This is a genomic window from Janthinobacterium lividum (assembly GCF_011601275.1).
GTDB classification, from domain to species: Bacteria; Pseudomonadota; Gammaproteobacteria; order Burkholderiales; family Burkholderiaceae_D; genus Janthinobacterium; species Janthinobacterium lividum_E.
In genome coordinates this window covers 123483-136287 of record NZ_JAAOLY010000006.1, presented here as the reverse complement: position 1 = coordinate 136287, position 12805 = coordinate 123483, and the positions used below count along the sequence as shown (strand labels likewise).

Annotated in this window: 11 protein-coding genes; 10 read left to right on the top strand and 1 reads right to left on the bottom strand. The window is 62.8% G+C overall.

The window, feature by feature from the left end; all coding sequences use genetic code 11:
* Position 1: 1 nt before the first annotated feature.
* Together GYK42_RS11240 and GYK42_RS11235 are read left to right on the top strand one after the other, a co-directional pair.
* The gene (locus tag GYK42_RS11240; RefSeq protein ID WP_166447583.1) at positions 2 to 1054 is read left to right on the top strand and encodes an ABC transporter ATP-binding protein; all 1053 of its coding nucleotides are present in this window, start codon (positions 2 to 4) and stop codon (positions 1052 to 1054) included.
* Between the two features lie 106 nt (positions 1055 to 1160).
* Complete coding sequence (locus GYK42_RS11235; protein WP_166447582.1) at positions 1161 to 3611, top strand: TonB-dependent receptor; 2451 nt, start codon at positions 1161 to 1163, stop codon at positions 3609 to 3611.
* An 87-nt stretch (positions 3612 to 3698) separates the two neighbouring features.
* On the opposite strand, the gene xseA is transcribed toward GYK42_RS11235, so the two are convergent.
* The gene (gene xseA, locus GYK42_RS11230) at positions 3699 to 5060 is read right to left on the bottom strand and encodes an exodeoxyribonuclease VII large subunit (protein WP_166447581.1); all 1362 of its coding nucleotides are present in this window, start codon (positions 5058 to 5060) and stop codon (positions 3699 to 3701) included.
* A 334-nt stretch (positions 5061 to 5394) separates the two neighbouring features.
* On the opposite strand from xseA, the gene GYK42_RS11225 reads away from it, so the two are divergent.
* The 8 genes from GYK42_RS11225 (at position 5395) to GYK42_RS11190 (ending at position 12718) form a co-directional block, all read left to right on the top strand.
* A complete protein-coding gene (locus tag GYK42_RS11225; RefSeq protein ID WP_166447580.1) occupies positions 5395 to 5757 on the top strand; it encodes a hypothetical protein in 363 nt (120 codons plus the stop codon).
* 631 nt (positions 5758 to 6388) lie between these two features.
* The gene (locus tag GYK42_RS11220) at positions 6389 to 6994 is read left to right on the top strand and encodes a MotA/TolQ/ExbB proton channel family protein (RefSeq protein ID WP_058050625.1); all 606 of its coding nucleotides are present in this window, start codon (positions 6389 to 6391) and stop codon (positions 6992 to 6994) included.
* Positions 6991 to 7431 carry an ExbD/TolR family protein gene (locus GYK42_RS11215; RefSeq protein WP_034751736.1) on the top strand — a complete coding sequence of 147 codons (441 nt, stop codon included), beginning with the start codon at positions 6991 to 6993 and terminating at the stop codon, positions 7429 to 7431. The genes GYK42_RS11220 and GYK42_RS11215 overlap by 4 nt, the downstream gene beginning before the upstream one ends.
* 112 nt (positions 7432 to 7543) lie before the next feature.
* Entirely contained in the window at positions 7544 to 8599 is a 1056-nt protein-coding gene (gene lpxK / locus GYK42_RS11210; RefSeq protein ID WP_166447579.1) for a tetraacyldisaccharide 4'-kinase, read from the top strand.
* Positions 8580 to 8756, top strand: coding sequence for a Trm112 family protein (locus GYK42_RS11205; protein ID WP_010395789.1), 177 nt, complete (start codon positions 8580 to 8582; stop codon positions 8754 to 8756). The genes lpxK and GYK42_RS11205 overlap by 20 nt, the downstream gene beginning before the upstream one ends.
* Positions 8757 to 8758: 2 nt before the next feature.
* Positions 8759 to 9514 carry a 3-deoxy-manno-octulosonate cytidylyltransferase gene (gene kdsB / locus GYK42_RS11200; RefSeq protein WP_166447578.1) on the top strand — a complete coding sequence of 252 codons (756 nt, stop codon included), beginning with the start codon at positions 8759 to 8761 and terminating at the stop codon, positions 9512 to 9514.
* A 244-nt stretch (positions 9515 to 9758) separates the two neighbouring features.
* Positions 9759 to 10415, top strand: a complete 657-nt coding sequence (gene adk, locus GYK42_RS11195) for an adenylate kinase (protein ID WP_034782090.1) — start codon at positions 9759 to 9761, stop codon at positions 10413 to 10415.
* A gap of 179 nt (positions 10416 to 10594) precedes the next feature.
* Positions 10595 to 12718: a sodium-translocating pyrophosphatase gene (locus tag GYK42_RS11190; protein WP_166447577.1), complete on the top strand. Its 2124-nt coding sequence runs from the start codon at positions 10595 to 10597 to the stop codon at positions 12716 to 12718.
* The last annotated feature ends 87 nt before the right edge of the window (positions 12719 to 12805 follow it).

Sequence of the window (12805 nt, the reverse complement as noted above, 5' to 3'; positions counted from 1 at the left end):
CATGGCCGCCATCTCCCTGCGCGGCATCCGCAAGACCTACGGCGACGGCCCGGAAATCGTCAAGGGCCTGGACCTCGATATCCATGACGGCGAATTCATGGTTTTCGTGGGGCCGTCCGGCTGCGGCAAATCGACCCTGCTGCGCATGATCGCGGGACTGGAAGACATCAGCGCGGGCCAGCTGCGCATCGGCGACCTGCTGGCCAACGACGTGGCGCCGGCCGAGCGCGGCATCGCCATGGTCTTCCAGAGCTACGCCCTGTATCCGCACATGACGGCGCGCGACAACATGGGTTTTGCCTTGAAACTGGCGGGCAAGCCGGAAGCCGAAGTGCGCGCGGCTGTCGGCAAGGTGGCGGAGATTTTGCAGATCACGCACCTGCTCGACCGCAAACCCAAGGCCCTGTCGGGCGGCGAGCGCCAGCGCGTGGCCATCGGCCGTTCCATTGTGCGCCAGCCCAAGGTATTTTTGTTCGATGAACCGCTGTCGAACCTCGACGCCTCGCTGCGCGTGCAGACGCGTATCGAGCTGGCCAAGCTGCACCAGGAACTGGGCACCACCATGATCTACGTCACGCACGATCAGGTCGAGGCCATGACCCTCGGTGATCGGGTGGCCGTTTTCCACGGCGGCCACCTGGAGCAGGTGGGCGCGCCTCTGGAACTGTACCGCCATCCGGCCAGCCAGTTCGTGGCCGGCTTCATCGGCGCGCTGCGCATGAACTTCTTGCCGTGCGCCGCCGTCCCCGCGCTGGCCAGCCAGCTTGGCGGCGAGGCGGGCATGCTGGTCGGCATACGTCCAGAGCACTTGCGCCTGGTGCCGAGCCACGAAGGCTATGGCGCCACGGTGACCCTGATCGAGCAGCTGGGCGACGCGCAAATCATTCACGCGACGCTCGACGGACACATCGACGGCGGCCCGCACGCGGTGGCCATCAAGCTGCACGGCGAGGCGCGCCACAGTCTGACGCAGGGCAGCGCCATCGGCTTTGCACCGGAAGAAGGCCATGCCTTTCTATTCGACACGGCCGGGCGCGCCGTGGCTACCCATTGACCCCGCACGGAGGCGACATGACTTCAGATTGACACCCAAAAAATGTGCAGCAATAGCCAAAGAGCTATGTGATCATCAATCAACCAGCGGTACAGGAGACAAAAAAATGCAACAGCTCAAACGCAACACCATCGCCCTCAGTCTGGCGCATGCGACCTTCGCCCAGTTCATCTTGCTGGGCAGCGGCGCCGCCATGGCCCAGGAGGCTGCAGCCACCGACGCGGCAAAACCGGCCTCCGAACAGATGGACCGCATCGTCGTCACGGCCACGCGCCGCAATACCTTCGTGCAGGAGACGCCGCTGGCCGTCACCGCCTTCAACCAGGATACCCTGCAAAACAACCAGGTCAAGGATCTGGCCTCGCTGGCCACCATGGTGCCCAGCCTCGTCGTCGAACAGCATGGCGACTCGGGCGGCGTGCACGTCTACATGCGCGGCGTTGGTTCGGCCAACCATACGGAGCTGGGCGACCCGGCCGTCGCCTTCTATGTCGATGGCGTGTATTCGCCGCGTCCGCAGGGCGCCACGGCGCTGATGTACGACCTGTCGCACGTCGAGGTGGCGCGCGGACCGCAGGGTACCCTGAACGGACGCAATTCGACGGCCGGCGCCGTTAACCTCGTCTCCGCCGCGCCTAGCACGGCCAAGTTCATGGGCTCGGCCGGCATCACCGTGGGCGACAAGCGCCACCTGCAGACGCAGGGCATGATCAATATCCCGTTTTCCGACGACGTGGCGCTGCGCATCGCCGCCATCAAGGATAGCCACGACGGCACGGTGGACTTCCGCCGCGGCTCGAACGTCATGCCGGGCACGGCCAAGTATGGCGCCGGCGACCAGATGGGCGTGCGCGCCTCGCTGCTGTGGAAGTTCACGCCGCAGCTGCGCGGCACCTTCATCGCCGACTACTTCCTCGACCAGGGCGCCGGCAACGTTTACCTGGCGGCTGAACCGAAACTCGGTGAAAAACTGCGCTCGGCCCTGATCGATACGCCGGGCACCCTGGACCAGTCGATTTTGACCTACAAGGGCAAGCTCAATTACAAGCCGACGGACGCGCTGGACTTCACGTATCTGGGCAGCTGGAGCCGCTACAAGCGCCAGAACAGCAACGACTCCGATGCGGGCCTGTTCCCCGGTTTCAAGTCGGAAAACCGCACGGACTGGGCGCAGTTCGACAGCTATTCGCACGAGCTGCAGGCGCGCTCGGACGACGATGCGCCGTTCCAGTGGGTGGCTGGCCTGTTCCTGTTCAATGAAAAGAACAAGGTGCGCTTCGATATCGACCGCAGCCAGATTTCGCAGGCGGCCGTGCAGCAGGATATCGCCAACGGCGCCGTGATCTTTGTGCAGCCGACCGTGGGCCAGTATGCCTCGTCGATGTCCTTCATCCAGGGCGACCGCCAGCTCAAATCGAAAGCCGTGTTCGGCCAGGTCAGCCAGCAAGTGACGGACCAGATCAAGCTGACGGCCGGCGCGCGCTACACGAAAGACCATAAATTCGACGTCGGCGGCAAGAACTGGGCGTGCCCGAACTGGCCGGCCAACACCCCGCTGGGCACCACGGTCCTCACTGCCGACCAGCTGCGCCAGCTCGTCACGCCGGGCACGGGCCTGGCCAACACGCACAATATCGGTCCGGGCGGCGCCATCACGGCCGCCACCTGCGGCAATACGCCGGGCGACAATACGGCCGACCTGAAATACGGCCAGGCCACCTGGCTGGGGCGCATCGAGTACAAGCTGCGCCCGGACATTCTGCTGTTCGGTTCCGTGACGACGGGCTTCCATTCGCCGGCCATCGGCGACGGCGGCGCCACCACCAAGCCGGAAAAGCTGACCAGTTATGAAATCGGCTTCAAGTCGGACTTGCTGAACCGCGAACTGACCCTGAACCTCGACGCCTTCCTGATGAAGTACAAGGACAAGCTCGAGTCGCAGGTGGTCAACAGCGTGCTGGCCAACTTCAATGCGGCCGGCGCCACCGTCAAGGGTCTGGAAGCGGAGTGGGTGTGGCGGCCAACGAAGGTCGACCGCCTGACGGGCAATGCCACCTGGCTCAAAGCCGTGTACGACGACTTCATGTCGTGCGACGTCGATGCGGCGCGCGCGAATGGCCAGTCTTGCGGTTCGACGGCGCCACTGGTGAACGTGGGCGGCAGCACCATGAAGCATGCACCGAAGTTTTCCACGACCGTCCAGTATGAGCATGATTTCAATGTCGCCGGCGGCCAGATTACGCCGCGCGCTTCGGTGCACTATGAAACCATGTCGTACGTGGGGGCGGGCGCGTTCAACGGCGACGTGCCGGGCCATGCCGGCGTCAAGCGCCAGGAAGCCTACACGACCCTGGACCTGAGCCTGCGCTTCCAGCCGGCCAACAAGGCGTACACGGTGGAAGCGTTCGTGCAGAACGCCACCGACAAGGCCGTCAAGCTGGACGTCAATGAAATCTGCACGGATGTCGGCATGCCATGCCAGCCCACGCAGCAGATCTACGGCGCCTTCTACAATGCGCCGCGCACGTTTGGCGCCCGCGTGTCGATGAAGTTTTGATCAGGTAGGGTGAAAGAGCAGCGGCAGTAGTAGTAGCAGTCCACTCAGTAGGGAAGGTGTTGGGCCGGGGTTCTTCCCCGGCCTTTTTTATTCCAACGTCGCCTGCACGCTGGCGATGCCGATCTGCGCGCTGCCTTCGGCCAGGCGTACGTTGACGTTCTGGCGCGCCTGCAGCTGCGACGGCGAGCGCACGATATTCCCTTTTTCATCGCGCAGGATGGCGTAGCCGCGTTCCAGGGTGCGCTGCGGATTGAGCAGTTCCAGCTGCGCCGCCAGACCGTCGAGGCGGTGGCGCCGCTGGCTGAGTTGCTGCGCCATGGCCGCGCCGCCACGCCGCTGCATGTCCAGCAGCCGCGCGCGCGATGCCGTGACGTCGGGCCGCAGGTTGGCCCAGCGCGAGCGCAGGCGCTCGAGTGCGTACTGCGACTGGTTCACGGGCGCGCGCGCCGCATGCGTCATGGCTGTCGACAGGGCCAGCAACTGCAAGCGCTGCTGCTGCAGCTGCGCCTTCGGGTTGAGCAGGCGGCGGCTGTGGCGGTCCAGGGTTTGCGCCGCGTCGTCGAGGCTGCGGCGCATGGCACGGCGCAAATCCGTCGCATCGGCGCGCAGGGAAGCCATCCAGTCGGCGCGCGGCGTGGCCGCCAGTTCGGCCGCCGCCGTCGGCGTGGCCGCGCGCAGGTCGGCCGCGAAGTCGGCGATGGTGAAATCCGTCTCGTGTCCCACGCCGCTGATCACTGGCATGGTGCAGTCGGCGATCGCATGCGCCACGGCTTCATCGTTGAACGACCACAGATCCTCGATGCTGCCGCCGCCACGGCACACGAGCAGCACGTCGCACTCGGCCCTTGCTGATGCCGTGCGGATGGCGTGCGCGATTTTTTCCGGCGCCTGCTGGCCCTGCACGGGCGTGGGATACAGGATGATGTTGACGTGCGGCGCGCGGCGCTTGAGTGCGATCAGCACGTCGCGCAGGGCGGCCGCCTGCGGGCTGGTGACGATGCCGATGCTGCGCGCGAACATGGGAATGGCGCGCTTGCGCTCCTGGTCGAACAGGCCTTGCGCGGCCAGCTTTTCCTTCAGGCGCTGGAACGCTTCGTACAGGGCGCCCACGCCGGCGCGGCGGATGGCTTCCACGTTGATCTGGTAATCGCCGCGTGCACCGTACAGCGTGACGAGGGCGCGCACTTCGACCTTGTCGCCTTCGCGCGGCGTGAAACCCGCGTACTGGGCGCGGCCGCGGAACATCACGGCGCGCACCTGGGCGCCATCGTCCTTCAAGGTGAAGTACCAGTGGCCGGAAGCGGCGCGCGTGAAGTTGGAAATCTCGCCGGCGATCCAGGTCAGGGGGAACGAGCGCTCGAGCAGGCGCGCGACGGCCTGGTTCAGGGCGCTGACGGTCAGCACGGGTGGGGCGGCAAAGCCGCTGTCAGTCGGGTTGTCGGTCATCATAAAGCTGGGAGCGGGAAGGGAACTGTCCACATATTATCGGCGAGGTCATGCTTATGTCATATATCGCGCAAAACAACAAGTTCTATTTCTAAGTAATTGATTTCATGACGAATTCCCGTATGCCTGATTTACGTGCACAGGGAAAAAAACCTTTAATATCAAGCACATCAGTGTAGCCCCTGCCACTTACGCACAAAGTTATCCACAGAAAGTGTGCGGAACTTTTTGCCTTGAACAAACATGACCGGGCTGGTCCGGATTGAGCGATAAAAATGACTTGCTACATTTTTGCGCACGGAAATAAAGTGCCTATGAATCAAGTGCTTAGTATGCCATGCATGGCCTTGCGCACAATCTTATCCACAAAAAATGTGCAGAACTCTGGCGCGGCGCCGGATTTATCCACTGGAAGGCCCATGGCATGGCTTGCCTGAATTTTGCGCAGCATAAAAATAGCCATATAAATCAAGGGTATAGCATCGCACCGCGCGCCTTGCTCACAATCTTATCCACAGAATGTGTGCAAAACTGCATAAACCGTTTCGTGGCCTGTCCGGGTTTTCCACCGCGTGAACATGCCGAATTGCTGCCTTATTTTTCAGCAGAGAAAAAAATCCCTTTAGAATCAATGCTCTTGCATGGAGTCAATCGGCTTGCTCACAATCTTATCCACACTTTATGTGTGGAACTGCGCTGACGGTGGAAAACTGCCGTTTGAAAGTGAAATCGGACGTGAAAAACCCCGCTTTCCGACCTCTGCCACATTTTTACGCATGGCAATAAAAACGATATAAATCAATGTACTTAGCGTCTATCTTTGAGCTTGCGCACAATCTTGTCCACAGATTGTGTGCAGAACTTTGATGGCTTATCTGCCGCCGATTTCGCGTCGCTTGCCACTTTTTTGCGCATTGATTTAATGTCCTTTCAAATCAATGACTTGATTACATTCCTCGGCTTTGCGCACAATCTTGTCCACAGTAAATGTGCAAAACTCTTTAGATATTAATTTATTGACATTGACTACTGTCGATAAGCTGCTATGCCTGTATTTTGCGCAGCGTGATAATTTCTATGCAAATCAATGGCTTGCATGCTGGACTTCATGCTTGCTCACAATCTTATCCACACAAAGTGTGCAAAACTGTGCGCCGGGAGGGGCGCTTGCCACATGCTGGGGACAAGTACCATGCAGGCGCCACTTGCCGCCGGCGCGGCAACGCGCTACATTGCGCCATTCCTGCGCGCACGTACAATCGGTCTTTGGCGCTCGGTACAATACAGGCTGTTCGGGCGTTCCATCGCCTTCCCTTTACCAGGAGTTTCTTTTGCTCGCTATATTTCAAGCCGCTGGCTGGCCCATCTGGCTGTTGTTGATCGCTTCCATCGTCGCCCTGGCCCTGATCATCGAGCGCCTGCTGTATTTGCGCCGCGCCAAGATCCTGCCCCGCAAGCTGTTCGATGAAGTGGTGCAGGTGTATCGCAGCGGCAAGATCACACCGGACACGGTGGCCAAGCTGGAAGGCAATTCGCCGCTGGGCGTGGTGCTGGCCGCCGCCTTGCGCAACGTCGACGCGCCGCGCGAGGTGATGAAGGAGTCGATCGAAGAGGCGGGCAGCGGCGTGGCCCACACGCTGGAACGTTTCCTGACGACCTTGGGCACGATCGCCACCCTGGCGCCGCTGATGGGCCTGTTCGGCACGGTGGTGGGCATGATCGAAATCTTCGGTTCGCAAAACGCCAGCGGCTCGAATCCCGCACAATTGGCGCACGGTATTTCGGTGGCCCTGTATAACACGGGCTTTGGCCTGGCCATCGCCATGCCGACCCTCGTCTTCTACCGCCACTTCCGCGCCCTCGTCGACAGCTTCGTCATTGACATGGAGCAGCAAGCCGTCAAGTTCGTCGACATCGTCCACAGTGGCCGCAAATGAACTTCCGCAAAGGCAAGGGGCGTGAAGACCCCGAAATCAACCTGATCCCGTTTATCGACGTGCTGCTGGTGATCCTGATCTTCCTCATGGTCAGCACCACCTACAGCAAGTTTACGGAGCTGCAGATCACCTTGCCGACGGCCGACGCCGAGCAGGCGAAAGAGAAGCCGCAGCAGATCGACGTCACCATCGACGCCAAGGGCAACTACACGGTCAACCGCGAGCCCGTCTCGTTCCGCGACGTGGCCGGCCTGGCCGACGCCCTGCAGAACGCGGCCAAGGCAGCCAACGGCGGCAAGGCCCCGGCGCAGACGCCCGTGGTCGTGGTCAACGCCGACCAGTTCGCCATGCACCAGATGGTCATCCACGTCATGGAAGCGGCGCGGCTGGCCGGCTATGAAAAGCTGACGTTCGCGGCGCAAGCGGGTGGCAAGTAGGTCGGCTTAGCCGGCACGGCGTAAGCCGACAAAGCCGCAGCCGAGCATGTCGGATTACGCAGCGCCTGGCGGCGCAGCTAATCCGACCTCCCCCATTTTTACGTCATCCTCCATGCCTACATCCTCCCCCGTCAAGCTTGAAACCACATTGACCCGTGCCTGGCTGACGCGCGGCCCGCTGGCGTGCGCGCTGTGGCCCGTGTCGCTGCTGTTTGGCGCCTTGAGCGCCGCGCGGCGCGGCCTGTACCGGGCAAACATCATCAAATCCGCGCGCCTGCCCGTGCCCGTCGTCGTTGTCGGCAATATTTTTATCGGCGGCACGGGCAAGACGCCGCTGACGATCTGGCTGGTGCAAGCCTTGCGCGACGCGGGCATGCGCCCTGGTGTCATTTCGCGCGGCCATGGCAGCGCCGACCGGCTGCCGCGCGCCGTCACCGCCGCTTCCACGCCGCAGCAGGTGGGCGACGAGCCGCTGCTGATCTTCCAGCGCGGCGGCTGCCCCGTGATGGTGGGACGCGACCGCGCGCAAGCGGGCAGGGCGCTGCTGGCCGCGCACCCGGACGTCGACGTACTGGTCACGGACGACGGCTTGCAGCATTACGCCTTGCAGCGCGACGTGGAAATCGTGCTGTTCGACGGCCGCGGCGCGGGCAATGGCTGGCTGCTGCCCGCCGGGCCTTTGCGCGAATCGCCGCGCCGCCGGCGCGACGTGACGGTGATCAATGTGCCCGAGCTGGCGCCGGCACTGGTGGCCAGGGTCGCGCCGCAGGGCGGGCTGGTGGTGCAGATGCTGCTGGCCGGCGGCGTGGCCGAACGCATGGTGAACCGCGGCGAAAGCGTGGCGCTTGCAACCCTGGCGGCCAGCGGCCAGCGCATCGTGGCGGCGGCCGGCATCGGCAACCCACGGCGTTTCTTTGCCATGCTGCGCGGCGCCGGATTGGACTTTGTGGAACTGCCCTTGCCCGACCATCACGACTTTCTCGACCAGCCATTTGCGGCGCTCGACACGGATGTGATCTTGATCACCGAGAAGGATGCAGTAAAATGTGCGCAAATTGAATATCTCAAAGACGACCCGAGACTGTGGGTCGTCCCCGTCAGTGCGCGCATCGATAGCGCGCTGGCCCAACAAATTGTGGAGAAATGTCGTGGACGCTCGACTGCTTGATATCCTGGTCTGCCCTGTTTGCAAGGGTCCGCTTGAACACGATAAGAAGGCGCAGGAACTGATTTGCCGCGCCGACCGCCTCGCCTATCCTATCCGCGATGGCATCCCCATCATGTGGGCGGACGAAGCGCGCACCCTGCAAGACGCAGTGGAATAACGATGGCGTTCATCGTCATCATCCCGGCCCGCCTGGCCTCGACGCGCCTGCCGGGCAAGCCGCTGGCCGACCTGGGCGGCAAACCCATGGTGGTGCGCGTGGCCGAGCAGGCAGCCCTGTCGGGCGCCGCGCGCGTGATCGTCGCCACCGACCATGAATCCATTCGCGCCGCCTGCGCCGCGCATGGCGTGGAAGTGTGCATGACGCGCAGCGACCATCCGTCGGGCACGGACCGCATCGCCGAAGTGGCGCGCACGCTCGAGCTGCCGCCGGACGCCGTCGTCGTCAACCTGCAGGGCGACGAACCCCTGATCGATCCGGCGCTGCTGGCCGCCTGCGCGGCGCAGATCAGCGCCGCCGTCCTCATGGCCACGTGCGCCCATCCGCTGCACGACGTGGCCGATGCGTTCAACCCGAACGTGGTCAAGGTCGTGCTGGATAAAAATGGCCGCGCCTTGTATTTCTCGCGCGCGACGATTCCGTGGCACCGCGACGGCTTTGCGCAGTCGAAAGACAGCTTGCCAGCCGGCTACGTGCCGCTGCGGCATATCGGCCTGTATGCCTACAGCAATGCGTTCCTGCAAACCTATCCCGGCCTTTCCGCGTCGCCGCTGGAAGCGATCGAGGCGCTGGAGCAGTTGCGCGTGCTGTGGCATGGCTACGCCATCGCTGTGCATGTCACGGACTCGGCACCGGCCGCCGGTGTCGACACGCCGGAAGATCTTGCCAGGGTGCAAGCCCACTACGGCGCCCTGTAAGCGCTACCCGCAAAACGGCAGGCGTGCAAATAAAGTTTTGCGCGCCTACAGTAAAAACCACATTTTGAAACGTCCGCTTCGATAATTGCTGGCTTTGATCAATCAGGGCATAGCAAATCGACAGCAAACTGGCGTTCCGGGGATTTTTTGTGGTAAGTTTCGTAGGGAAAGATAGCCATAGCAACATCATCTAAAAATAATTACACATACCACCATCCAAAATCTGTTTTTTAGGAACTTTTCAATGCGTCTGATACTTTTAGGAGCACCCGGTGCCGGCAAGGGCACCCAAGCTAACTTCATCAAAGAAAAATACAATATTCCACAAATCTCCACGGGCGACATGCTGCGCGCGGCGATCAAGGAAGGCACGGAACTGGGCCTGGCAGCGAAAAAAGTCATGGATGCGGGCGGCCTTGTGTCGGACGACATCATGATCGGCCTGGTCAAGAACCGCCTGCAGGAAGCCGATTGCGCCAATGGCTACCTGTTCGACGGCTTCCCGCGCACCATCGCGCAAGCGGACGCCATGAAAGATGCCGGCATCAATGTCGACTACGTGCTGGAAATCGACGTGCCTGACGCGTCGATCATCGAGCGCATGGATGGCCGCCGCAGCCACCCGGGTTCGGGCCGCGTGTACCACGTCAAATTCAATCCGCCCAAGGTCGACGGCATCGACGACATCACGGGCGAGCCGCTGATCCAGCGCGACGACGACAAGGCTGAAACGGTCAAGAAGCGCCTGGACGTGTACCACAACCAGACCAAGGTCTTGCTCGGTTACTACAATGACTGGGCCAAGTCCGGCCTGCCAGGCGCGCCGAAATACCGCCGCATCGCCGGCGTCGGTCCGGTCGAGCAAATCCGCGACAGCGCATTTGCCGCCCTGGCGGAATAAGCAGTGTTTGAAAAGCGGACCTGAGTGTCCGCTTTTTTTGTGCCCGCGCTTCATGCGGGCGCCGTATCGTTTTCGTGGTTCAGTTTTTTTGCAGGTCGTGTTTTCCTGGCTGCGCGTGCCTACCCGGTGCGGTCTGCAGCTGTTGGCAATGACGTCGGATAAAAACAGAAGGGGACGATATGGCAGCCAGTTTGTGGTTTGCGGTAGCCTGCGGCGTGGTCGCAGTCATTTACGGTCTGGTGTCGCGCAGCTGGATCCTGAGGCAGGATCCCGGCAATGCGCGCATGCAGGAAATCGCGCTGGCCATCCAGCAGGGCGCGGCCGCCTACCTGGCGCGCCAGTACCGCACCATCGCCATCGTCGGCGTGGTGCTCCTGATCGCCATCTATCTGCTGCTTGGCCTGCACACGGCGCTGGGCTTTTTGATCGGCGCCGTGCTGTCGGGCGCCTGCGGCTTCATCGGCATGAATGTCTCCGTGCGGGCCAATGTGCGCACGGCGCAGGCGGCCACCCTGGGCATCAACCAGGCGCTGAACGTGGCTTTCAAGGGCGGGGCGATTACCGGCATGCTGGTCGTCGGACTGGGCCTGCTGGGCGTGACCCTGTTCTACTGGCTGCTGGTGACGACGGGCGCGCCCGGCCTGACCCAGCATGATTTGATCAAGCCGCTGATCGGCCTGGCCTTCGGCGCTTCGCTCATTTCCATCTTCGCGCGGCTCGGCGGCGGCATCTTCACCAAGGGCGCCGACGTGGGCGCGGATCTGGTGGGCAAGGTCGAGGCGGGCATACCCGAGGACGATCCGCGCAACCCGGCCGTCATCGCCGACAACGTGGGCGACAACGTGGGCGACTGCGCCGGCATGGCGGCCGACCTGTTCGAGACCTATGTCGTGACGCTGATCGCCACCATGCTGCTGGGGGCCTTGCTGATGGCCGAGGCGAGTAGCACGGCCATCATCTATCCGCTGCTGCTGGGCGCCGTGTCCATCCTCGCTTCCATTGTCGGCTGCTCGATGGTCAAGACGGCGCCCGGCAAGAAGATCATGTCAGCCCTGTACACGGGCCTGTGGTGGGCAGCCGGCCTGTCGCTGGTCGGCTTTGCCGTCGTCACGTGGCTGCTGTGGCCCGATGACGCGATGCGCTACAAGATGCTGGGCGCGACCGTCGTCGGCATCGTCCTCACGGGGCTGATGGTGTACATCACCGAGTACTACACGGGCACGGACTTCAAGCCCGTGCGCCACATCGCCGAAGCGTCGACGACGGGCCACGGCACCAACATCATCGCCGGCCTGGGCGTGTCGATGAAGTCCACCGCGTATCCGGTGCTGGCCGTCTGCATCGCCATCCTCGTCTCGTACCAGTTGGCGGGCCTGTACGGCATCGCCATTGCGGCCACGTCGATGCTGTCGATGGCGGGCATCATCGTCGCGCTCGACGCGTATGGTCCCATCACGGACAACGCGGGCGGCATTGCGGAAATGTCGGGCTTGCCCGATTCCGTGCGCGCCATTACCGATCCGCTGGACGCCGTTGGCAACACGACCAAGGCCGTCACCAAGGGCTATGCCATCGGCTCTGCCGGCTTGGCCGCACTGGTGCTGTTTGCCGACTACACGCATGCGCTCGAATCCGTGGGCCAGCACATCACCTTCGATCTGTCGAACCCCATGGTCATCGTGGGCCTGTTCATCGGCGGCCTCATTCCCTACCTGTTCGGCGCCATGGCGATGGAAGCCGTGGGCCGCGCGGCCGGCGCCGTGGTGGTCGAGGTGCGCCGGCAGTTCCGCGACATCAAGGGCATCATGGAAGGCACGGCGCGGCCCGAATACGACAAGGCCGTCGACATGCTGACGGCGTCGGCCATCCGTGAAATGATCGTGCCCTCGCTGTTACCCGTGGTGGTGCCCATCGTCGTGGGCATGCTGCTGGGGCCAGCGGCCCTGGGCGGCCTGCTGATGGGGACCATCGTCACGGGCCTGTTCGTGGCCATCTCCATGACCACGGGCGGCGGCGCCTGGGACAATGCGAAGAAATACATCGAGGATGGTCACTTCGGCGGCAAGGGGTCCGATGCGCACAAGGCGGCCGTCACGGGCGACACGGTGGGCGACCCGTACAAGGACACGGCCGGTCCGGCAGTGAACCCCTTGATCAAGATCATCAATATCGTGGCCCTGCTGCTGGTGCCGTTGCTGCCGGCCACGGGCTGGCTGGCGGTCAAGGCTCCGGCACCGATCCACGCGCCCGTGCCGCCCATCCTGGCGCCGGCCACACCCGTGCAAAGCTTGCCGGCGCAATAAACCCTCCGTTTCACGTCAAACAGCCCTGTCACGGGGCTGTTTGACGTTGGGGCTGTCAAAATTTCCTGGCTTCCATATCTTGCGCGT

Coding starts and splice junctions, on each gene's coding strand:
- GYK42_RS11240 (WP_166447583.1), top strand. CDS start 2: ATGGCCGCCATCTCCCTGCGCGGCATCCGCAAGACCTACGGCGACGGC.
- GYK42_RS11235 (WP_166447582.1), top strand. CDS start 1,161: ATGCAACAGCTCAAACGCAACACCATCGCCCTCAGTCTGGCGCATGCG.
- xseA (WP_166447581.1), bottom strand. CDS start 5,060: ATGATGACCGACAACCCGACTGACAGCGGCTTTGCCGCCCCACCCGTG.
- GYK42_RS11225 (WP_166447580.1), top strand. CDS start 5,395: ATGCATGGCCTTGCGCACAATCTTATCCACAAAAAATGTGCAGAACTC.
- GYK42_RS11215 (WP_034751736.1), top strand. CDS start 6,991: ATGAACTTCCGCAAAGGCAAGGGGCGTGAAGACCCCGAAATCAACCTG.
- lpxK (WP_166447579.1), top strand. CDS start 7,544: ATGCCTACATCCTCCCCCGTCAAGCTTGAAACCACATTGACCCGTGCC.
- kdsB (WP_166447578.1), top strand. CDS start 8,759: ATGGCGTTCATCGTCATCATCCCGGCCCGCCTGGCCTCGACGCGCCTG.
- adk (WP_034782090.1), top strand. CDS start 9,759: ATGCGTCTGATACTTTTAGGAGCACCCGGTGCCGGCAAGGGCACCCAA.
- GYK42_RS11190 (WP_166447577.1), top strand. CDS start 10,595: ATGGCAGCCAGTTTGTGGTTTGCGGTAGCCTGCGGCGTGGTCGCAGTC.